This is a genomic window from Pelomicrobium sp. G1, from assembly GCF_051905455.1.
GTDB lineage: Bacteria > Pseudomonadota > Gammaproteobacteria > Burkholderiales > UBA6910 > Pelomicrobium.
The window spans coordinates 25,939-48,712 of sequence record NZ_JBQACR010000010.1; the positions used below are offsets into that span (position 1 = coordinate 25,939).

General features: G+C 67.3%; 21 protein-coding genes. 13 read left to right on the forward strand and 8 right to left on the reverse strand.

Going from position 1 to position 22,774, the window contains the following annotated elements; all coding sequences use genetic code 11:
* Positions 1–4: 4 nt before the first annotated feature.
* The 5 genes from nudB (at position 5) to soxA (ending at position 4,692) form a co-directional block, all read left to right on the forward strand.
* Complete coding sequence (nudB, locus tag ACTFO6_RS10895) at positions 5–454, forward strand: dihydroneopterin triphosphate diphosphatase (protein ID WP_439934486.1); 450 nt, start codon at positions 5–7, stop codon at positions 452–454.
* A gap of 74 nt (positions 455–528) precedes the next feature.
* Positions 529–1,626 carry a quinolinate synthase NadA gene (gene nadA, locus ACTFO6_RS10900; RefSeq protein WP_439934587.1) on the forward strand — a complete coding sequence of 366 codons (1,098 nt, stop codon included), beginning with the start codon at positions 529–531 and terminating at the stop codon, positions 1,624–1,626.
* An 88-nt stretch (positions 1,627–1,714) separates the two neighbouring features.
* The gene (locus ACTFO6_RS10905) at positions 1,715–2,215 is read left to right on the forward strand and encodes an SRPBCC family protein (protein WP_439934487.1); all 501 of its coding nucleotides are present in this window, start codon (positions 1,715–1,717) and stop codon (positions 2,213–2,215) included.
* 34 nt (positions 2,216–2,249) lie between these two features.
* Positions 2,250–3,002, forward strand: coding sequence for an endonuclease/exonuclease/phosphatase family protein (locus tag ACTFO6_RS10910; RefSeq protein WP_439934488.1), 753 nt, complete (start codon positions 2,250–2,252; stop codon positions 3,000–3,002).
* Positions 3,003–3,447: 445 nt separating this feature from the next.
* Positions 3,448–4,692 carry a sulfur oxidation c-type cytochrome SoxA gene (gene soxA / locus ACTFO6_RS10915; RefSeq protein WP_439934489.1) on the forward strand — a complete coding sequence of 415 codons (1,245 nt, stop codon included), beginning with the start codon at positions 3,448–3,450 and terminating at the stop codon, positions 4,690–4,692.
* Positions 4,693–4,705: 13 nt separating this feature from the next.
* Here the strand turns inward: soxA and ACTFO6_RS10920 are convergent, their stop codons facing one another.
* On the reverse strand, positions 4,706–5,665 hold the full coding sequence (locus ACTFO6_RS10920; RefSeq protein ID WP_439934490.1) for an MBL fold metallo-hydrolase: 960 nt from the start codon (positions 5,663–5,665) through the stop codon (positions 4,706–4,708).
* Positions 5,666–5,859: 194 nt separating this feature from the next.
* On the opposite strand from ACTFO6_RS10920, the gene ACTFO6_RS10925 reads away from it, so the two are divergent.
* The 3 genes from ACTFO6_RS10925 to egtD all read left to right on the forward strand — a co-directional run bounded on the left by ACTFO6_RS10925 (position 5,860) and on the right by egtD (position 9,817).
* Entirely contained in the window at positions 5,860–7,680 is a 1,821-nt protein-coding gene (locus ACTFO6_RS10925; protein WP_439934588.1) for an ABCB family ABC transporter ATP-binding protein/permease, read from the forward strand.
* Between the two features lie 156 nt (positions 7,681–7,836).
* Positions 7,837–8,724, forward strand: a complete 888-nt coding sequence (pbpG, locus tag ACTFO6_RS10930) for a D-alanyl-D-alanine endopeptidase (protein WP_439934491.1) — start codon at positions 7,837–7,839, stop codon at positions 8,722–8,724.
* A 136-nt stretch (positions 8,725–8,860) separates the two neighbouring features.
* Complete coding sequence (gene egtD, locus ACTFO6_RS10935) at positions 8,861–9,817, forward strand: L-histidine N(alpha)-methyltransferase (protein ID WP_439934492.1); 957 nt, start codon at positions 8,861–8,863, stop codon at positions 9,815–9,817.
* On the opposite strand, the gene ACTFO6_RS10940 is transcribed toward egtD, so the two are convergent.
* The gene (locus ACTFO6_RS10940; protein ID WP_439934589.1) at positions 9,818–10,555 is read right to left on the reverse strand and encodes an IclR family transcriptional regulator; all 738 of its coding nucleotides are present in this window, start codon (positions 10,553–10,555) and stop codon (positions 9,818–9,820) included. It abuts the gene before it with no gap.
* A 182-nt stretch (positions 10,556–10,737) separates the two neighbouring features.
* Here ACTFO6_RS10940 and ACTFO6_RS10945 point away from each other — a divergent pair, with 182 nt between their 5' ends.
* Genes ACTFO6_RS10945 through ACTFO6_RS10960 form a run of 4 tightly spaced genes read left to right on the forward strand, consistent with a single transcriptional unit; the run spans position 10,738 to position 15,070 of the window.
* A complete protein-coding gene (locus ACTFO6_RS10945; protein WP_439934493.1) occupies positions 10,738–11,472 on the forward strand; it encodes a (Fe-S)-binding protein in 735 nt (244 codons plus the stop codon).
* A gap of 15 nt (positions 11,473–11,487) precedes the next feature.
* Positions 11,488–12,894, forward strand: coding sequence for a LutB/LldF family L-lactate oxidation iron-sulfur protein (locus tag ACTFO6_RS10950; RefSeq protein WP_439934494.1), 1,407 nt, complete (start codon positions 11,488–11,490; stop codon positions 12,892–12,894).
* The gene (locus ACTFO6_RS10955; protein ID WP_439934495.1) at positions 12,891–14,423 is read left to right on the forward strand and encodes a CoA-acylating methylmalonate-semialdehyde dehydrogenase; all 1,533 of its coding nucleotides are present in this window, start codon (positions 12,891–12,893) and stop codon (positions 14,421–14,423) included. The genes ACTFO6_RS10950 and ACTFO6_RS10955 overlap by 4 nt, the downstream gene beginning before the upstream one ends.
* Positions 14,420–15,070, forward strand: a complete 651-nt coding sequence (locus ACTFO6_RS10960) for a LutC/YkgG family protein (RefSeq protein WP_439934496.1) — start codon at positions 14,420–14,422, stop codon at positions 15,068–15,070. The genes ACTFO6_RS10955 and ACTFO6_RS10960 overlap by 4 nt, the downstream gene beginning before the upstream one ends.
* Positions 15,071–15,085: 15 nt before the next feature.
* Here ACTFO6_RS10960 and ACTFO6_RS10965 read toward each other — a convergent pair whose 3' ends face one another.
* Genes ACTFO6_RS10965 through ACTFO6_RS10990 form a run of 6 tightly spaced genes read right to left on the reverse strand, consistent with a single transcriptional unit; the run spans position 15,086 to position 21,077 of the window.
* The gene (locus ACTFO6_RS10965; protein ID WP_439934497.1) at positions 15,086–15,424 is read right to left on the reverse strand and encodes a Na+/H+ antiporter subunit G; all 339 of its coding nucleotides are present in this window, start codon (positions 15,422–15,424) and stop codon (positions 15,086–15,088) included.
* Between the two features lie 23 nt (positions 15,425–15,447).
* The gene (locus ACTFO6_RS10970; protein ID WP_439934498.1) at positions 15,448–15,717 is read right to left on the reverse strand and encodes a K+/H+ antiporter subunit F; all 270 of its coding nucleotides are present in this window, start codon (positions 15,715–15,717) and stop codon (positions 15,448–15,450) included.
* Complete coding sequence (locus ACTFO6_RS10975) at positions 15,714–16,208, reverse strand: Na+/H+ antiporter subunit E (protein ID WP_439934499.1); 495 nt, start codon at positions 16,206–16,208, stop codon at positions 15,714–15,716. Before ACTFO6_RS10975 ends, ACTFO6_RS10970 begins: the two co-directional genes overlap by 4 nt.
* Positions 16,205–17,761 carry a monovalent cation/H+ antiporter subunit D gene (locus ACTFO6_RS10980; RefSeq protein ID WP_439934500.1) on the reverse strand — a complete coding sequence of 519 codons (1,557 nt, stop codon included), beginning with the start codon at positions 17,759–17,761 and terminating at the stop codon, positions 16,205–16,207. Before ACTFO6_RS10980 ends, ACTFO6_RS10975 begins: the two co-directional genes overlap by 4 nt.
* Positions 17,758–18,093 (reverse strand): Na+/H+ antiporter subunit C, encoded by a 336-nt coding sequence (locus ACTFO6_RS10985; protein WP_439934590.1) that lies wholly within the window; start codon positions 18,091–18,093, stop codon positions 17,758–17,760. The genes ACTFO6_RS10980 and ACTFO6_RS10985 overlap by 4 nt, the downstream gene beginning before the upstream one ends.
* Complete coding sequence (locus tag ACTFO6_RS10990; protein WP_439934501.1) at positions 18,093–21,077, reverse strand: monovalent cation/H+ antiporter subunit A; 2,985 nt, start codon at positions 21,075–21,077, stop codon at positions 18,093–18,095. Before ACTFO6_RS10990 ends, ACTFO6_RS10985 begins: the two co-directional genes overlap by 1 nt.
* A 256-nt stretch (positions 21,078–21,333) precedes the next feature.
* Between ACTFO6_RS10990 and ACTFO6_RS10995 the strand changes: the two genes are divergently transcribed.
* Positions 21,334–22,746, forward strand: a complete 1,413-nt coding sequence (locus tag ACTFO6_RS10995) for a cation:proton antiporter (RefSeq protein WP_439934502.1) — start codon at positions 21,334–21,336, stop codon at positions 22,744–22,746.
* Positions 22,747–22,774 lie beyond the last annotated feature (28 nt).

Consider the following 22,774-nt stretch of genomic DNA (forward strand, 5'->3'; position numbering starts at 1 on the left):
GTAAGTGACCCCCTACAAGATACCGGTCTCGGTGCTGGTGCTGATCCACACGCCGGCGCTAGAAGTGCTGCTGCTGGAGCGGGCCGACCGGCCCGGGTTCTGGCAGTCGGTGACCGGCAGCCAGAACCCGGGCGAAACCCTGGAACAGACGGCCCGGCGGGAGGTGGCGGAAGAGACGGGCCTCGACCCCGCCGCCTACCGGCTCACGGACTGGGGAATCACCAACCGCTACGAAATCTTCCGCGAATGGCGCCACCGCTACCCGCCGGGGGTGACCCACAACACAGAGCACGTCTTCGCGCTGGAGGTGCCGGAGCCCACGCCGGTGCGGGTGGCGCCCCGGGAGCACTTGGGCTATCAGTGGCTGCCCTACCGGGAGGCAGCGCAGAAGGTCTTTTCCTGGAGCAACCGGGACGCTATCCTCTTGCTCCCCCAGCGGGTGGGGAAACCCTGACCGGTTGAAACGGTCTTAAAGGGACTCTATATCTATCCTTGAATAGCCACGAAGCGCGAGAGGTCATCACAGCCGTGCACACCGCCGCCATCGCCTTCGATCGCTTCCAGCGCCTGCCGGACGAGGATTGCCAAGAGCGCATCCTGGCCGCCAAGGCGGCACTCGGCAAGCGGGCCGTGATCCTGGGCCACCATTACCAGCGGGCCGACGTGTACAAGCACGCCGACCTGACCGGAGACTCGCTGAAGCTCTCCCGGCTCGCCGCCCAGACGGACGCCGAGTACATCGTCTTCTGCGGCGTGCACTTCATGGCCGAGGTGGCCGACATCCTCAGCCGGCCCGAGCAGGTCTCGATCCTGCCCGACCTGAACGCCGGCTGCTCCATGGCCGACATGGCGAACCTGGCGAAGGTGGAGCGGGCATGGCGGGAGCTCTCCGAAGTCCTAGATCCCGACGAGCAGGTGACGCCGGTCACTTACATCAATTCGGCGGCCGATCTCAAAGCGTTCTGCGGCGAGCACGGAGGTATCGTGTGCACCTCCAGCAACGCCCGCAAGATTCTGGAGTGGTCGTTCGCCCGGCGGCCCAAGGTTCTGTTCTTCCCGGACCAGCATCTGGGGCGCTGGACCGGCCACCAGATGGGCATTTCCCTGGAGGAGATGCTGGTGTGGGATCCGGACGAGCCCATGGGGGGCCTCGCCCCGGAGAAAATCCGCACGGCCAAGCTCCTGCTGTGGAAAGGCCATTGCTCGGTGCACCAGATGTTCCAGGCGAGCCACATCCTGCGCTACAAGAACCAGCACCCGGACGCCATCGTGATCTCTCACCCGGAGTGCAATTTCGACGTGTGCCGGCTGTCCGACTACGTCGGCTCCACCGAGTTCATCATCAAGACCATCGCCGAGGCGCCGGCGGGCACCCGCTGGCTCGTGGGCACTGAGCTCAACCTGGTGAACCGCATCGCCGAGCAGTTCAAGCCCGAGGGCAAGATCGTCCAGTTCATGGCGCCCACGGTGTGCATGTGCTCCACCATGGCCCGCATCGACCCGCAACACCTGGCGTGGACGCTGGAGAACCTGGCCCAGGGGAAGGTGGTCAACCGGATTGAGGTGCCCGAAGAAGAGGCCCGCCTTGCCCGCGTCGCCTTGGAGCGCATGCTGCAGGTCTCCTGAACGCCGCCGTCCCCAGGCGCGCCTGGGAGCTTTCCTGGCGCTGGTAGTATGTCTCTGGGCCTTCGCTGCGGCCGCCGACGAGCTGCGGGTGAGCCGCGACGGAGAGACGATTATCATCCACGGGCAGCTCGACTTGCCAGTTCCGCCCCGAGCCGCCTGGGCCACCCTGACCGACTACGCCCAGTTCGTCGATTTCGTTCCCGACGTGACGCACAGCCGGCTCCTGCCTAGCGGCATCCATGAGCGGCTCCTGGACCTGCGGGGCAAGAACCGGGTGCTGTTCTTCAGCGCCGAGTACCGGGCCGTGCTTGCCCTCCAGGAAGAAGGAGAAGAGCGCATCCGCTTCAAGGCCGTGTCGGGCAACTTCAAGGAACTGGAAGGCGAATGGCATCTAAGCCCCAACGGCGCCGGCACCCGCATCGCTTACCGCGCCCGCCTGGTGCCGGATTTCTGGGTACCGCCCTTGATCGGTCCCTTGCTCATCCGCTACAACGTGCGCCGGCAACTGGAGGGGATGGTGCGGGAAATGGAGCGGCGCGCCGTCCGTGGGCGCGCCATGCCCGTTCCCCCGCCTTCGGGAAACCAGTAACATACTCGCCAACCCGTGGCAGCCGTAGCGAACGATGACCGATACGTTGCACGTCGCAACCTACAACATCCACAAAGGATTTTCCCACTTCAACCGCCGCATGGTGGTGCACGAGCTGCGGGACCGGATCCACGCCCTGGGCGCGGACGTGGTCTTCCTGCAAGAGGTGGTGGGGGCCCATGAGCGGCACGCCGAGCGCTTCCACAACTGGCCGGTCAAGCCCCAGTACGAATTCCTCGCCGACACCGTCTGGATGGACTTCGCCTACGGGAAAAACGCCGTGTACGACGAGGGCCATCACGGCAACGCGATTCTGTCCCGTTTCCCCATCGTCGCCTGGGAGAACGAAGACATTTCCACCCACCGATTCGAGCGGCGGGGGCTCCTGCATTGCGAAGTCCAGGTGCCCGGCTGGACACGCACGCTGCACTGCGTTTGCGTGCACCTGGGGCTTTCCGCCCGGGGCCGCACCCGCCAGTTGAGGACCCTGGAGCGGCGCATCCGGGAGCTGGTGCCGGAGAACGCTCCCCTCATCATCGCCGGGGACTTCAACGACTGGCGGGGCAAGGCGAGCCGTATCCTGGTGGATGCCCTGGAGCTCAGGGAGGTCTTCGAGTTGACCCGGGGCCGGGCGGCCCGAAGCTTCCCCTCGGCCCTGCCCCTGTTCCGCCTGGACCGGATTTACGTGCGAGGCTTCCACGTGAGGCATGCGCATGTCCATCACGGGCATCCCTGGTCCCGGATTTCCGATCACGCGGCCTTGTCCGCCACCATGATTCGCTTGTAGCTTCCCTGCGTCCCCGCACGCGGGCGTGCCTCGATAGGGAGCCTCTATTGTCACATAGACCATTTTTATTAGATGCTGCATGGACTTAAGCGCTACATTATCCAATAAATAACTAAAATTCCCCTGGAAACCTCCCGGCGGTGCGCAAAGCCCGCACCATAATGCGGCACTTTTTGCGCGCTGAAGGGCGTCGTAGAGATCACCCAAGAACATACTCGTCTGAATACAAAAATGAAAATTTTTGGCATGATGATTGCTTCTAAGGGGATGAAGGCGGCGGGAGCTTCTCGTTGCTTTCATCCTCCTCCTTTGGCTATTGGGGCGTTCGCAAGAACGCCCCTTTTTTTCGTATCCTGACGCTGACGTTTCAGAAGGCGTTCCTGGTCGGTTCGTTGGCATCGGACCCGGCTTGAAGATCCGAACCACGCTCATGGAGGAGGGTGAGATGAAACGGATGAAACCATGCTTTGCAGCGGCGCTGGTGGCTTTGGCCTGGGCCGCGCCGGTCTCCGCCGCCGAGGGCGGCAAGCGGGGGGCGGCGCCCCTGGAGATGGAAAAACCCGCCGCGCCCGTCCCCTGGGTCCGGTATGCTCCCTGGCCCCAGGCCAACTGGGATAAGTTCAACACCCTGCGCACGGAAGCGTCCCCGCCCGTCGAAGGCTACCAGCGGGTGTTCGGGCCCATCACGGACGGGAACCCGGAAAACGGAAAGAAGCTCGCTTTCGATCGCTCCCGGGGCGGCGGATGCCTCGCCTGTCACATCCTGCCGGGCGGGGCGTTGCCGGGGAACGTGGGGCCGGACCTGTCCACCATCGGGACCTGGGGCCGCACCGACTGGTGGCTGTACAACTACATCTACGATCCCCGGGTCTTCAATCCCACCACCATGATGCCGCCCTGGGGGCGACACGGGCTCTATTCGCCGGAGGAGATCCGGGACATCGTGGCGTACTTGAAGACGCTGAAAGAGCCGGCCCAGTTCAAGGATCCGCGGGACGATCCCAATCGGCGGGTCAAGGAAGAGCCGGCCTACGATCCGGACGATCCTTTCCAGAATCCCGCCTGGGGGGAGGGAGAAAAGGGTGAGCGGCTCTTCGCCACGGCGGGTCCCAACGGCAAGTCGTGCGCGAGCTGCCATAAAGATCCGAAGAAGGCGTTTCGCACCTGGGCGGCACGCATGCCCTACTACGAGCCGCGGATGAAGAAGGTGCTGAACACCGAGGAATTCATTACCCGCCATGCCCGGGCCACCACCGGTGCCGAGTTTCCCATGCAGGGGGACGAGAACACCCAACTCTCCATCTACCTGCGGAGCCTCGGCCGTGGCGTGCCCATCAACATTCGTTTCCGCACCGCCGAAGAAAAGGCCCACGCGGACAAGGGTAAGGCCCTCATGGGGCGTAAAATCGGGCAGCTTAATTTCGCCTGCAACGACTGCCACGGCCAGGCGGAAAACAAGTGGATTCGGGGCCAGTTCCTGACGGGCTCCAAGAACCAGGTAGGCCATCACCCGTACTACCGCACCAGCCAGGGAGAAATCTGGACCATCCGCAAGCGTTTCCAGTGGTGCGGGGTGGCGATACGGGCCAACGAGCTTCCGCCCGATGCGCCCGAGTACGCCGACATCGAGTACTACCTGACCTCCCTCAGCAACGGGAAGAAGGTCAACACCCCCAGCATGGGGCACTGACGGGGCGTCGCGCTTAAGCTCGAGCACCCGCCGCAGCGGGAAAGATAAACCCGCCGCGGCGGGTGAGGGCCCCCGAACGCTCCAGCTCGGCCACCAGCCGTTCCGCCAGCCCGGCCGCCGGAAGCCCTAGGAACCGGCGGTTCACTTCCCGGTAAGCGTCCACCGCCTCCAGGTAGGCGGGCAGGGCGGCGAGCGTCATGCGCCCTTTCTCCAGCAGGGAGAACATGAGCATGACCTTGAGGAAGTGGCGCGCGGTGCGGCAGGGATCCGCCTGGAACGCCTCCAACCGTTTGAACGCCCGCTCCAGGGCGGCCTCCACGTCGCCGAAGGGCGGGCCGTGGCCGGGAATCACGGTGTGCACGTCCAGGCGGGCGAGGGCCTCCAGCGCCTCCCGCGCCGCCTTGAGGCGCACCGGCTCCCCGCTCTCCGGGGCGATGACGCCGAATCCGTGCTCCCAAAGAGCGTCGCCGGACACGAGCAACCGCGCTTCTTCGCAGTAGAAGGCGAGCGCCCCCATGTCGTGGCCGGGCACCGGAATGGCTTCCCACTCCAGATCGCCCAGGGTCAACCGCTCGCCGGGTGCGATCACGTCGTCGTAGAGGAAGGGGTCGCAGTACTGGTCGGCGTAGTCGAGCCACAGGGCCCGGGTGTCCCAATGCGCCACCAGGGGCGCTTCCCCCTGGGGGATGCTCACCCGGCAGCGGTAGGCGCTACGTAGCGCCGCGTTGCCCCCCACGTGGTCGCTGTGGCAATGGGTGTTGACCAGCCGATCGAGCCGGCGGGCCCCCAGCGCCTCAGGGCGCTGGAGCAGGCGGAGAGTCTCGCCGGCGCAGGCCGAGTAGCCGCTGTCGATCAACGCCGTTTCCCGGCTGCCCCGGATCAGGAGGCTATTGGAGTTGAGCCAATCGCGCACGATGACGTGCACCTGGGCCGGCAGCTTGACCTGGAAACGGTCGGCGGGACTTGCGGACATCGCTCTCGCGGGAGTCGGGTATCAGGGGCAGGACGACGGGGTCGGACGGCCCCGGCTATCCGAGGCGCGGAAACCCGCCCGGCCTGCTCCGATTCTCGGCCGGCATGGGCACGGGCGTCAATCGGGCGCGCTCTTCCCGGTGACGGCCTGCCTGCGGGCTGATAACCTTGCATTTTTACTTGTTTATCCTCTCGATGCGCGCCCATGATACGGTGGCGCCCGCCGCTTCAGGCGGCGACTGGCGCACCTTGAGACGGCTGCTCCCCTACCTGTGGGAGTTCCGCGGCCGGGTGGCGGCCGCCCTCGCCTTCCTGCTCGCCGCCAAGCTGGCCAACGTGGCCGTGCCGGTGGTGCTCAAGGAAATCGTGGACGCCCTTTCCGGCAGCCGGGTGCTGGTGGCGGTGCCTCTGGCGCTGCTCGTCGCCTACGGGGCGCTGCGGCTGTCCACCACCCTCTTCACCGAGCTGCGGGAGATCGTGTTCGCCCGGGTCACCCATCGGGCGGCGCGGCGCATCGCCCTGGAGGTCTTCCGCCATCTCCATGCCCTGTCCCTGCGCTTCCACCTGGACCGGCAGACCGGGGGCCTCTCCCGGGACATCGAGCGGGGCGTGCGCGGCATTTCAAGCCTCATGAGCTACACGCTCTACTCCATCCTTCCCACCCTGATCGAGATCCTCCTGGTGACCGGAGTGCTCCTGTACATGTACGACGTGAGGTTCGCCCTGATCACCTTCGCGACCCTCGTGGCCTACATCCTCTACACCGTGACCGTGACCGAGTGGCGCACCAAGTTCCGGCGCCAGATGAACGAGGAGGATTCCCGCGCCAACACCCGGGCCATCGACAGCCTACTCAACTACGAGACGGTGAAGTATTTCGGCAACGAGGAGCACGAAGCGCGCCGCTACGACGAAAACCTGCGGCGTTTCGAGGCGGCGGCGGTGAAAAGCACCACTTCCCTTTCCGCCTTGAACACGGGGCAGAGCGCCGTCATCGCCGTCGGCGCCACCCTGATCATGTGGCAGGCGGCCCAGGGTGTGGTGGCGGGGCGCATGACCATCGGTGACCTGGTGCTGGTGAACGCCTTCATGATCCAGCTCTACATCCCGCTCAACTTCCTGGGGGTGCTGTACCGGGAGATCAAGCAATCCTTGACCGACATCGAGCGCATGTTCGGGCTCCTCGGCGAGCATCGGGAGATCCAGGACAAACCCCATGCGCCGGCCCTGGCGGCGGCGAACCCCACCATACGCTTCGAGGACGTGCGCTTCGGCTACGACGGCCGGCGAGAGGTTCTCCGGGGGGTGAGCTTCGAAATTCCCGCCGGGCGCACGGTGGCGGTGGTGGGCCATTCGGGCGCCGGCAAGTCCACGCTGGCGCGCTTGCTGTTCCGCTTCTACGACGTGACCGGCGGGCGCATCACCATCGACGGCATCGACATCCGGGACGTGACCCAGGCGAGCTTGCGAGCCGCCATCGGCATCGTGCCCCAGGACACGGTGCTGTTCAACGACACCATTTTCTACAACATCCAATACGGCCGGCCCGACGCCAGCCCCGAGGAGGTGGTAGCGGCCGCCCGGGCCGCCCACATCCACGAATTCATCGAGCGGCTGCCCGACGGTTACGAGACCCGGGTCGGGGAGCGGGGGCTCAAGCTCTCCGGCGGGGAGAAGCAGCGGGTGGCCATCGCCCGGGCGCTGCTCAAGAACCCCCGCATCCTGGTGTTCGACGAAGCCACCTCGGCCCTGGACTCCCAGTCGGAAAAGGCGATCCAGGCGGAAATCGACCGCATCGCCCGGGGTCGCACTACCCTCATGATCGCCCACCGACTTTCCACCATCCTGCATGCGGACGAGATTCTCGTGATGGAACAAGGTCGTATCGTGGAACGGGGACGCCACGAGGAGCTGCTGGAACGGGGCGGCGCCTACGCCCGGCTCTGGGCCCTGCAGCAGCGGGAGCGGGAGGCCTCAAGCCCCGGAGGCTTGTCCATGACCCAGCCAGCGGCTTGAATGGGGCGCCGCAAACGCCTCGAAAATACACTAAGTTTTCCGTTCAACCCTTTCCATAGGCTATGTTTTTTGCTATGGTAGTCATGGATCGAAAGCGGCCCAGGCAGGGGAGTGCCGCAGGGGCGGCCGGTCGAACACGGAATCAGGGAGGACTCCATGGGACGACGGCTGGCGATGCTGCTCGCCGCGATGATTATCGGCACGGCGCAGGCCCAGGACGAGGGCGCGGCTCCGCGCGGGAAAGCTTCTCCTAGGACAGCCGCCATGGCCCTCGCCGACGGACCCCATCTCAAATCGGCGGCCGCGCTGGTTTTGGATTACGCGAGCGGCACCGAGCTCTACGCGAAAAACAGCACGGAAGTGATGCCCATCGCTTCCATCACCAAGCTGATGATGGCCATGGTGGTGCTGGATGCCGGGCTCGACCTGGACGAGCCGATCGCCATCGCCGCGGCCGACGTGGATACCCTGAAGCACACCAGCTCCCGGCTGCGGGTCGGGACGGTACTCCCGCGCCGGGAGCTCTTGCGCTTGGCCCTCATGGCCTCGGAGAACCGGGCCGCCGCCGCCCTAGCGCGCACCTATCCCGGGGGAACCGAGGCTTTCGTCCGCACCATGAACGTCAAGGCCCGGATCATCGGCATGGCCCGCACCGAGTTCGTGGAGCCGACCGGCTTGGATGCCCGCAACGTCTCCACCGCGCAGGATCTGGCGAAGCTGGTGGAGGCCGCTGGGGGCTACGCGCTGATCCGGGAGTTCACCACGACGCCCCGGGCCAGGATCGAGGTCCCGGGCACCCGGCGTGCCATGGCCTTCAGCAACTCCAACCGCCTGGTGGCCCATAAAGACTGGGAAATCGAGGTTTCCAAGACCGGCTTCATCCGGGAGGCCGGCCGCTGCCTGGTGATGCAGGCCCGGGTCGCGGGCCGCCAAGTCATCATCGTGCTCCTGGATTCTTGGGGTAAACTCACCCGCATCGGCGACGCCAACCGCATCAAGCGCTGGATGGAGAGTTCCTCCCGGCTGCCTGCGGTATCAGGCTAAGCGAGCGGCTTTCCTTCGCGCTGGGGGTCCCGGGCGCGGGGCCGCTGACCAACCCGGCCCCCGGATTTCCATGGCGAACGAGCGTTCCGCTCCCGATCCCCCTTCGACCCCTGCGGGGATCCAGGCACCACGGTCCGTGGCACCCAGGGCGAGGCTGCACGCCCGCACCCCCGTCGCCGACCGGTTCCGGGAGGACGTGCTGGCGGGCCTCGCCGCTCGCCCGAAGCGGATACCGCCGAAATACTTCTACGACGAGCGGGGCAGCCGGCTGTTCGAGGCCATCTGCGAGCTGCCCGAATATCCCATCGCCCGGACCGAGACGGCCCTCATGGAGCAGCACCGGGACGAGATGGCGGCCTGCCTGGGGGCGGGGGTCTGGCTCATCGAATACGGCAGCGGCAACAGCCGCAAATCGCGCCTCCTCCTCGAGGCGCTGCGGCCGGCGGTGTACATGCCCGTCGACATTTCCCTGGAAATGCTGGAGCGCACGGCCCGCGGGCTCGCCCTGGACTATCCGTGGCTGCACATCGAGGCGGTGTGGGCCGATTACGCCGAAGTCTGGGAGCTTCCCCAGGCGGCGCCCCACACGCGCCGCATCGCCTACTTTCCCGGCTCCAGCATCGGCAATTTCGACCCGGAGGACGCGGGGCGCTTTCTGGCGCGGACCGCCCGCCAGGTGGGCGCGGGCGGCGGGCTGCTGATCGGTATCGACCTCAAGCGGGGAGTGGACCGGTTGACCCGGGCCTACGACGATGCGGGCGGCGTGACCGCCCGGTTCAACCTCAACCTGCTCCTGCGCATCAACCGGGAGCTGGGAGGGAACTTCGTCCCCGAGCGTTTCCGCCACCTAGCCTTCTACAACGAGGCGCTCGGCCGGATCGAAATGCACCTGCAAAGCACGGTCTACCAGCAGGTCACGGTCGCCGGGCGGCGCTTTTCCTTTTTCGCGGGAGAGGCGATGCACACCGAGAACTCCTACAAGTACTCGGTGGAGGATTTCGAGGCGCTGGCCCAGGGCGCCGGATTCAGGCTGAAGCGGGGCTGGATCGGGGGAGAGGAGCCCTTCGCCGTGCTCTATCTGGAGGCGACCTGATCAACGCCGCAGCGCCCGCACCGGCCGGTAACCGATGGCGTGGGAGATGTCGTCGGCCACCTCCTTGACCAGGGGGCCCCAGGCCTTGTTCAGGCGTTCCGAGGGCGCGGAGATGGAAAGCCCCGCCACGAGGCGCCCCTCGTCGTCGCGGATGCCGGCGCCGACGCAGGAGACGCCCCGCTCCGCTTCCTCGTTGTCGAAGGCGTAGCCCTGCCGGCGCACCCGTTCCAGCTCCTGGGTGAGCTTGGGCAGGGTATTGAGGGTGTTACGGGTGAAGGTGGGCAGGCCAGTGCGCTGGGCGTATTCCCGGACCTTTTCCGGCCCGTCTTCCACGAGAAACAGCTTCCCCACGGCCGTGATGTGGAGCGGCGCCCGGGCGCCGATCAGATGCACCACCCGCATGGCCGAGCGGCTCGACACCAGGCGCTCCACGTAGACCATCTCGTCCCCCTGGCGGATGGAGAGGTTCACCGTCTCGTGGATCTTCTCGTGCAGCTTCTGCATGAAGGGCAGGGCCTCGTCCCGGATGTTGATCCGACTCTTGACCAGGTTTCCCAGCTCCAGCAGATGGATGCCGAGGCGATAGGTGCCGGGCTCGATGCGGTCCACCAGGCGGTGCTCCACCATGACGCCCAGGATCCGGTGGGCGGTGGAAGGATGGAGGCTGGTCTTGACGGCGAGCTGCTTCAGGTTCAGCGGCTCGGGGCTTTCGGCCAGTGCGTCCAGCAGCGCCATCATGCGCTCCAGCACCTGGATGGAGGATTTGGTCCCGTTTTCGGCCAAGAAAATATCTCCCGCGGTGCACAAAGACCGGCGAAATTTTACATTATGAAATTTCCGGCGGCAACGGGCCCGGGCGGGGAAAGGTGGTGTGCTATGATCACGCGACCTTTTTCTGCCCCTTTTGCTTCCCAAGCGCCGTGCGCGTCGGGCTTTTCGTCACCTGTCTCGTCGATCTGTTGCGCCCCCGCATCGGGTTTGCGGCGCTCAAGCTCTTAGAGGCTGCGGGCTGCCAGGTGATAGTGCCGGCCACTCAGACCTGTTGCGGCCAGCCGGGCTATAACAGCGGGGAACGCCTCGGCGCCCAGGGGCTGGCGTTGAAGCTCGTGGAAGAATTCGCGGACTGCGACTACGTGGTGGTGCCTTCGGGCTCCTGCGCCGGGATGATTCGGGCCCATTACCCGGAGCTGCTCCAGGAATTTCCTGCGCGCCGGGAGGCAGTGGAGCGGCTTTGCGCCAAGACCTATGAACTCGCCGATTTCCTGGTGCGGGTGGCGAAGCTGGAAGCGGTACCCGGCCGCTTCGCCGGCACCGTCACCTATCACGACGCCTGCGCGGGCCTGAGGGAGCTGGGGGTGAAACGCCAGCCCCGGGAGCTGCTGGCGAAGGTGCCGGGGCTTTCCCTGGTGGAACTACCCGGCGCCGAGCAGTGCTGCGGCTTCGGGGGCACCTTCGCTGTGAAGTTCGGCGAGATCTCCACCCGCATCGTGGACCGCAAGTGCCAGGCCATCGAGGCCACGGGGGCCGACGCGGTGGTGCTGGGGGATCTGGGCTGTATGCTCAACATCGAAGGCCGGCTGCGCCGCCGGGGCGATCGCCGCACCCGGGTGCTGCACGTGGCGGAGGTGTTGGCGGGCGTCGACGGAGAGCTGTAAGGGAGCAGGGGCCCCATGCAAGCGACCTCCATGTACTTCAAGGCCCGGGCCCGGGAAAAGCTGCGGGACGAGCGGCTGCAGCAGGCGCTCGCCAGGCTGCAGACCAACTTCGTCGACGCCCGCGCCCGGGCGATCGCGGAACTGCCCGACTTCGAGGGGTTCCGGGAGGCGGCGGCCCAGATCCGGGAGCGCGCCCTGGCCGACCTGGACCTCTATCTGGAGGAGTTCGAGAAAAACGCCACCGCCCGGGGCGCGGAGGTGCACTGGGCGGCGACCCACCAGGAGGCGGCGCGCATCGTGTGCGAGATCGCCCGCCGCCACGGGGTACGCAAGGCGGTCAAGTCCAAGTCCATGGTGTCGGAGGAGTGCGATCTTAACGCGGCGCTGGAGGCGGCCGGCGTGGAAGTGGTGGAGACCGACCTGGGGGAATATATCCTGCAACTCGCCCACGAGCCTCCATCCCACATCGTGGCGCCGGTGGTGCACAAGAACAAGGACGAGATCGCGACTCTCTTCGAGCACCAACACCGGCGGCCGCGCCAGAGCGAGATCGAGGCCCTGTGCCGGGAAGCCCGGGAGGTGCTGCGGCCCCATTTCCTCACGGCGGACATGGGGATCTCGGGGGCCAACTTCCTCTGCGCCGAGACCGGCTCTACCCTGATCGTCACCAACGAGGGCAACGGCCGCATGGTGACGACGCTTCCCCGGGTGCACGTGGCGATCACCGGGATCGAAAAGGTGGTGCCGACGCTGGAGGATCTCGCCACCCTGCTGCGGCTTTTGCCCCGCTCCGCCACCGGGCAGTCCATCACCAATTACGTCACCCTGTCCACCGGCGTGAAGGGTGAAGGCGACCTGGACGGGCCGGAGCACTTCCACATCGTGCTGGTGGACGCGGGCCGCACCGCCCTCCTGGGCACGGCACTGCAGCCCATGCTCCGCTGCATCCGCTGCGGCGCCTGCATGAACCACTGTCCGGTCTACCAGAGCGTGGGCGGCCACGCCTACGGCTGGGTGTATCCTGGCCCCATGGGCTCGGTGCTCACCCCGGCCTACGTGGGGCTGGAGAACGCCCTGGACCTGCCCCATGCGGCCACCCTATGCAACCAGTGCGGGGTCGTCTGCCCGGTGAAAATTCCGCTTCCCGAGCTTATGCGCAAGCTGCGGGAAAAGCAGATGGAGCGGGGCCTGCGGCCCTGGCCCGAGCGGTCGGCGCTGCGGGCGTGGGCCTGGCTGGCGCAGCGGCCCCGGGCTTACGCCTGGGCGACGCGCCTCGGCGCCCGGCTGCTCAAGCGCATGGCCGGCGAAGAGGGGCTGTTGCATCGGCTGCCCTTCGGCGGCGGCTGGACCGACGGACGGGATTTTCCGGCGCCCGCGGGCAAAACTTTTCGCGAACTTTATCGGAGCCGAGGTGGATCATGAGCACTGCAACGTCTAGAGCGGCGAGGGAGCGGGAACCGGCGGTCGTCCCCCTGTGGATCGGCGGCCAGCGGGTGGAACCCTGCACCGAGCGCTCCGGCGAGGTCACCAATCCCGCCACCGGCGCGGTGATCCGGCGTGTGCCCCTCTGCGGGGCCGAGGACGTGGAACGGGCGGTAGCCGCGGCCCGCGCGGCCTTTCCCGGGTGGCGCGGCACCACGCCGTTGAGGCGCGCCCGGATCCTCACCCGCTTTCGCGAGCTCATGGAGGCGCACCGGGATGAGCTCACACGCCTCGTCACCGAAGAGCACGGCAAGACCCTGGCGGACGCGGCGGGGTCGGTGCAACGGGGGATCGAGGTGATCGAGTTCGCGGCCGGCGCGCCCCACCTCCTCAAGGGCGAGCACGCGGAGGACGTGGGCCGGGGCGTGGACTGCCACTCCCTGCTCCAGCCGCTCGGGGTCTGCGCCGGCATCACGCCCTTCAACTTCCCCGTCATGGTGCCCCTGTGGATGTTCCCGGTGGCCGTTGCCTGCGGCAACACCTTCGTGCTGAAGCCCTCCGAGAAGGTTCCCTCGGCCTCCCTGCGCATGGCGGAGCTCTTCAAGGAGGCGGGGCTGCCCGACGGCGTGTTCAATGTGATCCACGGCGATAAGGCTGCGGTGGACTCCCTGCTCGCCCACCCGGACGTCAAGGCGCTCTCCTTCGTGGGCTCTACTCCCATCGCTCGCTACGTCTATGAAACCGGCGCGCGCCACGGCAAGCGGGTGCAGGCGCTGGGCGGCGCCAAGAACCACGCCGTGGTATTGCCCGATGCCGATCTCGACTTCGCGGCGGAGGCTCTGGCAGGTGCCGCCTACGGGTCGGCTGGGGAGCGCTGCATGGCCATCTCGGCGGTGGTGGCGGTGGGGGAGGCGGCCGATCCCTTAGTGGAAAAGCTCGCCGCCCGGGCGCGCGGCCTCAAGGTCGGCCCGGGAGCCGAGCCTGGGGTGGAGATGGGGCCCCTCATCTCCCGCGCCCACCGGGACCGGGTGAAGGGTTACGTGGACCAGGGCGAGGCGGCCGGTGCCCGGCTGGTGGTGGACGGCCGGGGGCTGCAGGTTCCCGGTCACGAGAACGGCTTCTTCCTCGGCCCCACCCTGTTCGATCGCGTTACCCCCGAGATGTCCATCTACCGGGACGAGATTTTCGGGCCGGTGCTGGTGGTGCTGCGGGCGCGAGACTTCGACGAAGCCCTGGATCTCGTGAACCGCAACCCCTACGGCAACGGTACCGCCCTCTTCACTCGCTCCGGGGCCGCGGCGCGGCGCTTCCAGAATGAGGTGGAGGCGGGCATGGTGGGTGTGAACGTGCCCATCCCGGTGCCCATGGCCTTCTTCTCCTTCGGCGGCTGGAAGCAGTCGCTGTTCGGCGACCTCCATGTCCACGGCATAGAAGGGGTGTACTTCTACACCCGCACCAAGGTGGTGACCACCCGCTGGTCCGAGACGGACCTGCCGGGCAAAGGCCTGTCGATGCCGACGCTGGGATGAATTCCAGGGAAGAAATTCTGAGCCGCATCCGCAAGGCCCTGCGGCGCTCGAGCGGCGGCGCGCCCCTGGAGGTGCGCGAAGCGGTGCGCCACACCCTCGAGGCCCACATGCCCGGCCCGCGCCCCCCGTTCGACGGGCAGCACATCGAACGCTTCCGGGAGCGGGCCCTCGCCATGGCCTGCACCGTGGCGCGGGTCGATGCCCAGGAAAACGTGCCGGCCGCCGTCGCCGCCTACCTGTCCGAGCGGGGGCTGCCCCTCAAGGCCGTGGTGTGGCCGGAGCTGGCTGGCTGGGGCTGGGAGTCGGCGGGCATCTTGGCCGAGAGTCGGCACCCCGTGGGGGAGGACCGGGTGGGCATCACCGGCGCTTTCTGCGCCGTCGCGGAGACCGGCACCCTGGTAATGCTCTCGGGACCGGCCACGCCACCCGCGGTGAGCCTGGTGCCGGAAACCCATGTAGCCGTGGTGCCAGTCGAGCGCATCGTGGAGGCGCTGGAGGATGCCTGGGCGCTCCTGCGGGCCGAGCGGGGAAAGCCGCCCCGTGCCGTCAACCTGATCTCGGGCCCCTCCCGCACGGCCGACATCGAGCAGACGGTTACCCTGGGCGCCCATGGGCCGTCCCGGGTGCACGTCATCCTGATGGGCTGAAGGGGCGAAGCCGCATCAACCCCGCACCGATTCTTGCCGGATCTCGTCGGGCGGCGTGAGGGAGGAATCGACCCCCCGCCTGGCGCCCGCCCGGGCCATGAGGTGGGCAGAAACCGGCGCCGTCACAAACAGAAACAGGGTGATCAGCAGCTCGTGCAGGCTCAGCCCGGGGCCCGCGAAGCTGAAATGGAGCATGGACGCGATCAGCACGCCGCCCACTCCCAGGGTGGTGGCCTTGGTGGGCCCATGTAGACGCATGTAGAAGTCGGGCAGGCGGGCCAGTCCGATGGATCCCGTGAGCCCGAAGAAGGCGCCCGCCAGGATGAACAGGGAAACGATGGCCTCGGCGATCATGATTTGCAACCTCCTTGCTCCGGTTATTCGATCACCGGGCCTTGGGCCAGATACTTGGCCAGGGCCACGGTGCTCACGAAACCTACCGCCGCGATCAGCAGGGCCGCCTCGAAATACACCGTCGTATCCTGGGCGATTCCGAGCAGCATGATGATGGCGATAGCGTTGATGTAAAGGGTGTCCAGGGCGAGCACCCGGTCGATGGCGTCCGGGCCCCGCGCGAGGCGCCACAGGCATAGCAGAAAAGCGGCGGAAAATGCGCCCAGCGCGACGGTGACGGCGGCGGTCATCATTCGAACAGCTCCTTCAGCGGCTCCTCGTAGCGGCGTTTGATTTCGGCGACGGCGCCTTCGGGATCCTCCACGTTCAAGGCGTGGATCCACAGGGTGCGGCCGTCGGGCGACAGATCCACCGATACCGTTCCGGGCGTCATGGTGATCATGCCGGCGAGCACGGCGATGGCGTACGGATTGGTGAGGGAAAGCGGCAGGGCCAGAAAGCTCGGTTTGACCCGCAACTCCGGTGCCAGGATGATGCGCGCCATCGCCACGTTGGCCATCACGATGTCCCATAAGAAGTGCAGAAACAACTTCAGTGCCATTCCCAGGTGGATGGATTGCAGCCGCTCCGGGAAGAGCCCGGCGGTGAGTCGGGGGATGGCGATGCCCAGGAGCGCGGCGAGGAGCAAATGGGCCGGCGCCACGGAATTGGCGAGCAACAGCCACACCAGAGCCACAGCCAGGGAGAGTAGGGGATGGGGCAGAAGCCGGGATAGCGCCCTCATCGGGTGGTCTCCTCGGATGGTGCGCCCGGCAGACCGCGCTGGGGCAGGGCGGGATGGCCAAGCACGGTGGCGGCATAGCGTTCTGCGTTGAAAAGCTCCCGCGCGGTTTGATCGGTGAAGGCTTTGAACGGCGCGGCGAGGATCACCAGCCCGGCGAGCGCCGCCACCAGGGCGAGCAGGGGAGCCGCCTGGGCCGGGGAAGTGGCTTGCGAGGCGGGCGGCGGCTCCCGGGAGATGTCCCAGAAGAGGCGACTGCCGGCCCGGGCTACGGCGAAGATGGCGAGGAGTCCGGTGACCAGGAGCACTCCCCAGACCGGAAGCGCAGCGTCCGCCTTCCGGGCGCTTTCCAGGATCATCACCTTCCCTAGGAAGCCGGAGAACGGGGGCAGCCCCACTGCGGTGGCGGCGAGAAACGCGTACGTCCCGGACAGCAGGAGAGGCCGGCCGAGCCGGGGCCCGCGCTGAAAGCGGTCGGCGGCGAAACCACGCTCCACCGCCACCCGCTCCCAGAGGAGGAACAGGCCGGCGGTCACCAAGGTACTGTGCACCAGATAGAACAAAGCGCTCGACAGGGCTTGGGGGGTGAACAGGCCGACGGCGGCGAGCAGTGTGCCCACCGACGAGAGGGTGAGATAGGCCGCGAGGCGTCCCAGGTCGGTCGCCGCCAGGGCCCCCAGGGTGCCGAGGCCCAGGGTGATGAGTCCCGCCGGCAGGACCCAGGGTGCGGCCAAGCCGCCCGTCCCCTGTTCGCCGAAGACCAGGACGAACACCCGCAGGATCGCGTACACCCCCACTTTGGTCATGAGGGCGAAGAGGGCCGCCACCGGGGCTGCCGCCGCGGTGTAACTGATGGGAAGCCAGAAGTACAGGGGAAAAAGCGCCGCTTTCACGGCGAAGACCGCGAGCAGCAGGAGCCCCGCCACCTGGGCGAGCAGCGCCGCTTCCCCCTCCAGCCTTCCCACCGCGCGGGCCAGGTCTGCCATGTTGAGGGTCCCGGCCGCGCCGTAGAGCAGGGCGACTCCAATGAGGAACAGGGCTGAAGCCGTGAGGTTTACCGCCACGTAGTGAATGCCTGCCCGCGCCCGTCTGGTACCGCCGCCGTGCACCAGAAGCCCGTAGGAGGCGATCAGCAGCACTTCGAAGAAGACGAACAGGTTGAACAGATCCCCAGTTAGGAAGGCGCCGTTCAACCCCATGAGCTGGAACTGGAACAGGGCATGGAAATAGCGTTTTCCCGCGGGGCCCGCAGCATCCCAGCCGGTCATCGCGTAGGCGAGGCAGCCGAGCGCCACGCTCGCGGTGAGGGTGAGCATCAGGACGCTCAACCGGTCCAGCACTAGTACGATGCCGTAGGGCGCCGGCCAATTGCCCAGCAGATAGACGCGTGGGAAATCGTCCAGGGACGCGGCGAGCCCTACGCAAACGGCGGCGAGGGCCGCCGCGGCGGTTCCCGAGATCCAGCGCTGCACCGGCATGGGCCGGCCGGCGGCGAGGAGCAACACGGCGGCCGCGAGGGCGGGCAGGACGACGGGGACGATGATCCAGTGGTTCATCGGTCGTCCGCGGGCGCGCCGTCCACATGATCGGTGCCGCTCGCCCATCGGCTCCAGACGGCCAATACCGCCAGAAAGGCGGTCATGCCGAAGCTGATCACGATAGCAGTGAGCACCAGGGCCTGGGGCAGAGGATCGGCGTATTCGGAGACCCCTTCCACGATGCGCGGGGGTGCCGCGAGCCTGAGCCGTCCCATGGCAAAGATGAAGAAGTTGACCGCGTAGGAGAGGAGAGTGAGTCCCAAGAGCACGGGGAAGGTGCGGGCACGCAGCAGGAGGAACACGCCTCCCGCCGTGAGGGCGCCGATGCCGATGGCCACCAGCGCTTCCATCACGGGGCTCTTGATGCGGCCGACGGCGGCACGCGGGCCAGCCGGGTGAGGTAGACCAGGGTGGCGCCCACCACTGTCAAGTACACGCCCAGGTCGAAGATCACGGCGCTCGCCAGCTCTAGGTCGCCGAGCACTGGCAAGTGCAAGTGTCCGTAGGTGCTGGTGAGGAAGGGATAGCTGAGAAAGAAGCTTCCCAGGCCCGCGGCCCCGGCGACGAGCACGCCCCAGCCGATGATGGGCCGCGGGGCGAGCTTGAGCCGCTGCTGCGCCCAGGCGAGGCCGCTCGCCATGTATTGGATCACCAGGGCGATGGCGGTCACCAGCCCCGCGATGAAGCCGCCGCCGGGGTCGTTGTGGCCCCGCAGGAACAGGTAGACCGCCACCAGCAGCGCGAGGGGCAGAATCACCCGGGCCGCGACGGTGAGGATGAGGGACCCTCCTTCCGTGGGACGATTCCCCTCGACCGGGGTTTCCGCGTCACCCGCCGGGGCGTCGAACCCGGTGGGTGAGGGGTGCTGCTGGGCTTGCGTTTCCGAAGAAGCCCCTGCGCCGCGCTCCAGCGCGCCCGCGGACGGCGGAGCAGTGCCTGCCCCCGAAGGGGGTAGGTGCGACCCGGGAGCGGGCGGTGGCGCGCTGGACGCCGCCGGTGAGGGGTGCTGCTGGGCTTGCGTTTCCGAAGAAGCCCCTGCGCCGCGCTCCAGCGCGCCCGCCATGGCGAGCACGCCGATCGCGGCGATGGCCAGCACGATGATCTCCCCGAAGGTATCGAAGCCGCGGAAGTCCACCAGGATCACGTTGACCACGTTGGCGCCCCCGCCGCCGGGCACCGACTGCTCCAGGAAGAAGGGCGAGATGCTGGAGAGCGGCCGGTTCATGACGCCGTAGGCCAGCAAGCCGACCCCAAGGCCGGCGAGGACAGAGAGAAGCGCGTCCCTCGCCCGCCGCAGGGACGAGCTTTCCCGGGGGGAGCGCTCTGGCAGGCGCCGCAGGGCTAGGAGCAGCAGAATGATGGACACCACTTCCACCGAAAGCTGGGTGAGGGCCAGGTCGGGAGCGGAAAAGCGGAGAAAGGCGAGGGAGACGATCAATCCTGCCACGCCGACGAACAGGGCCGAAAGCAAGTGGTCATGGCGGTAGATCACGCTGCCCGCGACCGCCACCAGCAGGGCGGCGAGGACCACCACGCTCACCCCGTCCGCGGGCGTCGAGGACGGGACGAGGGGCAGCGCCGACTCGGTGAGGGGAGCGGCGGCCACGATCAGGGCGGTGGCGAGCAGGAGCGCCAGGGAGCGCTGCAGGGAGCCGTTGTCGAGCCGCGCCGTCGCCCACGCGGCGGCCCGGGTCACCAGGATGGCGCTCTCGTCGAATAGGCGCTTGGCGGTGCGGCGGGAGGGGATGTGGGCATGCAGGCGGAACTTGCGCTGCAACCAGAAGTACAGAGCTACGCCGCCTCCCAGCGCCGCGAGGCTCATGGCGAGGGGCAGGTTGAAGCCGTGCCAGATGGCCAGGCTGTACTCGGGGGGCGGCGCGCCGAGGACGCTCGCCGAGGCGAGGTGCAGCAAGGGACCGACGGTCACGGCGGGAAAGAGGCCCACCACCACGCAGGTGACCACCAGGATCTCCACCGGCACCTTCATCCAGCGGGGCGGCTCATGGGGCTCCCTCGCCAGATCCCGGGCCTCTCCGTGGAAGAAGACGTCGTGGATGAAGCGCAGGGAATAGGCCACGGAGAACATGCCGGCCGCCGCGGCCAGCAACGGTTCGATCCATCCGAGCAGCCGGCCTTGCAGCGCCTCGGCGAAAAACATCTCCTTGGACAGGAACCCGTTGAGCAGGGGCACCCCCGCCATGGCGGCGGCGGCCACCATGGCGAGCGCCGCCGTGTGGGGCATGTCCTTCCATAAGCCCGCCAGCCGCCGCATGTCCCGGGTGCCGGTTTCGTGGTCGATGATGCCGGCGGCCATGAAGAGGGAGGCCTTGAAGGTGGCGTGGTTCAGGATGTGGAACACACCGGCCACCACCGCCAGCGGCGAGCCCAGGCCCAGCAGCAGGGTGATCAGGCCCAGGTGGCTCACGGTGGAATAGGCGAGGAGCCCCTTCAGGTCGTGCTTGAACATGGCCATGTAGGCGCCGAACACCAGGGTCACCAGGCCAGTGGCCGTGACCAGGTAGAACCACGCCTCGGTGCCGGCGAGCACCGGGTGCAGCCGCGCCATGAGGAAGATGCCGGCCTTCACCATGGTGGCGGAATGCAGGTAAGCCGACACGGGGGTGGGCGCCGCCATGGCGTGGGGCAACCAGAAATGGAACGGGAACTGGGCCGACTTGGTGAAGGCGCCCAGGAGCGTGAGCACCACGATGAGCGGGTAGAAGGGGCTCTCCAGGACCGCTTCCCGGGAAGCGAGGATGTCGCTCAACTCGAAGCTGCCCGCCGCCTGGGCGAGGAGCAAAAGCCCGGCGAGCAGGGCAAGTCCCCCGCCCCCGGTCACCGACAGGGCGGTGATGGCGCCGGAACGGGACTCGTAGTGGTGGTGATGGAAAGCGATGAGCAGGAAAGAGCTCAGGCTGGTGAGTTCCCAGAACACCAGCATGAGCAGCACGTTCTCCGAGAGCACGATGCCGATCATGGCCGCCATGAACAGCATGAGGTAGCAGAAAAAGCGGCCATAATTGTCCGCGGGGGACAGGTAATAGCGGGCGTAGAGGATGATCAGCAGCCCGATGGCGAGGATCAGGAAGGCGAAGAGGAACGCCAGGCCGTCGATGCGGAAAGTCAGGTTGAGCCCCAGCGCCGGCAGCCATTGCCAGCCGGCGCGCAGGACCTCGCCCTGAAACGCGCGCGGGGAAAGCCATAGCAGCCAGCCCAAGGCCGCCGCCACCGGCAGCGCCACGCCCAGGACGGTGGCGTTGCGCCCATGGCGGCCGAGCATGGGGGCGATACCCGCGGCTACCAGGGGCAACAGAACGAGGACGAGGATGCTCATGGCCTTTTTCTGCTTGTTGCGAGGGGAAGGGCTCTCGCGTAGAGCCGCCAGAAGAAAGAAAAGTTTCCCTGACGCGGCCAGGGCGATTTTATCCCAACGGGCGGATTCAGCGATTCCCCCGCTCGGGCCGGTCGCCGCTGCGTCGCCCGGGTGCAGGTTTGGCGCGGCCCGCAGCGGGAGGCTACAATGAGCGCCCGCGCGCTGTCACCGCATGACCGGGCGACAACGATCACAATCAGAGGAGGGGGACGTCACCGTGCCAGCACCGGGTACACTCAACGCTGTCCGGCTTGCGCTGGGCTGCGGCGTCCTGGCCACCGCCGTGTGGTCCGTACAGGCCGCCGCCGCCGTCACGGCTGAAGCCGAGCACACGGCCTGGGTCTTCCTGTGGATCGCCCTGATCCTGGCAGCGGCCAAGACGGCGAGCCTGGTGGAGCGCCTCGGCCAGCCGGCGGTGTTGGGGGAACTGCTGGTGGGCATCGCCCTGGGCAACCTGTTCTTGGTGGGCATCGACTGGTTCGAGCCCATCAAGACGGACGAGATCGTCAGGTTCCTGGCCGAGCTGGGCGTCGTCATCCTCCTCTTCCAGATCGGGCTCGAGTCCAGCGTGGACTCCATGCGCCGGGTGGGGGTGCGGGCGTTCCTGGTGGCCGTGGTGGGCGTGGCGCTGCCTTTCCTGCTAGGGACCTGGATCGTGGGGCCCGCGCTGCTGCCCGGCCTTTCCTTCAACGCCTACCTCTTTCTCGGCGCCACCCTCACTGCTACCTCCGTAGGCATTACCGGGCGGGTGTTCAAGGACATGGGAACGCTCCAGACGGCCGAGTCGCAAATCGTGCTGGGCGCGGCGGTGATCGACGACGTGCTCGGGCTGGTGATCTTGGCAGTGGTCTCCGCCATCGTGTCGGCGGGCACCGTGGACGCCCTCGGTGTGGCCTGGATCATCGCCAAGGCGGTCCTGTTCCTGGTGGCGGCCCTCGCGCTGGGGCAGACGTTCGCCCCGCGCATCAGCCGGTTCTTCAGCCGCATCCACACGGGCGTCGGCATGAAGTTCATGCTGGTCATCGGCACCTGCCTGGTGTTCGCCTTCCTGGCCCAGCAGATCGGCCTGGCGCCCATCGTGGGGGCGTTTGCGGCGGGCCTGATCCTGGACGAGGTGCAGTTCCGGGACTTCGAGTCCCCCGAGTTCATCACCGACGTGTCGCGCGCCATCCAGGACATGGAACCCCCCGTGCGCCAGCGACTGGAAAAAGTGATCGCCCATCACCAGCAGCGCGGCCTGGAGGAGCTGATCAACCCGCTGGGGCATTTCCTGGTGCCGTTCTTTTTCGTGATCACCGGCATGGGCGTGCGCCTGGACGCCCTTTTCAACCTGCACGCGCTCCTGATCGCGGTGGGCATCACCGCGGCCGCCGTGATCGGCAAGGTGGCGGCCGGCGTGGTGGCGGGGAGGGTGAACAAGTGGCTGGTGGGCTGGGGCATGGTGCCGCGGGGGGAGGTGGGCCTGATTTTCGCCGTGGTGGGCAAGGGGCTGGGCGTGGTCAGCGACGAGGTGTTTTCCATCATCGTCATCATGGTGATGCTCACCACCCTTATGACGCCGCCCATTCTGGCGTTCTTGATCCGGCGCCGGGGCGGGGGGCGGCGTCTTGAACCGGGGAACCCTCCCTGAGGCGGCCCTAAGGCACTGGTCAAAAAAC

What these genes read in the sequence shown, in the direction of transcription:
- ACTFO6_RS10925 (WP_439934588.1), top strand. Translation starts at nt 5,860, where the DNA reads ATGCGCGCCCATGATACGGTGGCGCCCGCCGCTTCAGGCGGCGACTGG.
- ACTFO6_RS10910 (WP_439934488.1), top strand. Translation starts at nt 2,250, where the DNA reads ATGACCGATACGTTGCACGTCGCAACCTACAACATCCACAAAGGATTT.
- ACTFO6_RS10955 (WP_439934495.1), top strand. Translation starts at nt 12,891, where the DNA reads ATGAGCACTGCAACGTCTAGAGCGGCGAGGGAGCGGGAACCGGCGGTC.
- ACTFO6_RS10965 (WP_439934497.1), bottom strand. Translation starts at nt 15,424, where the DNA reads ATGATCGCCGAGGCCATCGTTTCCCTGTTCATCCTGGCGGGCGCCTTC.
- soxA (WP_439934489.1), top strand. Translation starts at nt 3,448, where the DNA reads ATGAAACGGATGAAACCATGCTTTGCAGCGGCGCTGGTGGCTTTGGCC.
- ACTFO6_RS10940 (WP_439934589.1), bottom strand. Translation starts at nt 10,555, where the DNA reads ATGATGGCGCTGCTGGACGCACTGGCCGAAAGCCCCGAGCCGCTGAAC.
- pbpG (WP_439934491.1), top strand. Translation starts at nt 7,837, where the DNA reads ATGGGACGACGGCTGGCGATGCTGCTCGCCGCGATGATTATCGGCACG.
- ACTFO6_RS10950 (WP_439934494.1), top strand. Translation starts at nt 11,488, where the DNA reads ATGCAAGCGACCTCCATGTACTTCAAGGCCCGGGCCCGGGAAAAGCTG.
- ACTFO6_RS10985 (WP_439934590.1), bottom strand. Translation starts at nt 18,093, where the DNA reads ATGGAAGCGCTGGTGGCCATCGGCATCGGCGCCCTCACGGCGGGAGGC.
- ACTFO6_RS10980 (WP_439934500.1), bottom strand. Translation starts at nt 17,761, where the DNA reads ATGAACCACTGGATCATCGTCCCCGTCGTCCTGCCCGCCCTCGCGGCC.
- ACTFO6_RS10920 (WP_439934490.1), bottom strand. Translation starts at nt 5,665, where the DNA reads ATGTCCGCAAGTCCCGCCGACCGTTTCCAGGTCAAGCTGCCGGCCCAG.
- ACTFO6_RS10975 (WP_439934499.1), bottom strand. Translation starts at nt 16,208, where the DNA reads ATGAGGGCGCTATCCCGGCTTCTGCCCCATCCCCTACTCTCCCTGGCT.
- ACTFO6_RS10990 (WP_439934501.1), bottom strand. Translation starts at nt 21,077, where the DNA reads ATGAGCATCCTCGTCCTCGTTCTGTTGCCCCTGGTAGCCGCGGGTATC.
- ACTFO6_RS10960 (WP_439934496.1), top strand. Translation starts at nt 14,420, where the DNA reads ATGAATTCCAGGGAAGAAATTCTGAGCCGCATCCGCAAGGCCCTGCGG.
- ACTFO6_RS10970 (WP_439934498.1), bottom strand. Translation starts at nt 15,717, where the DNA reads ATGATGACCGCCGCCGTCACCGTCGCGCTGGGCGCATTTTCCGCCGCT.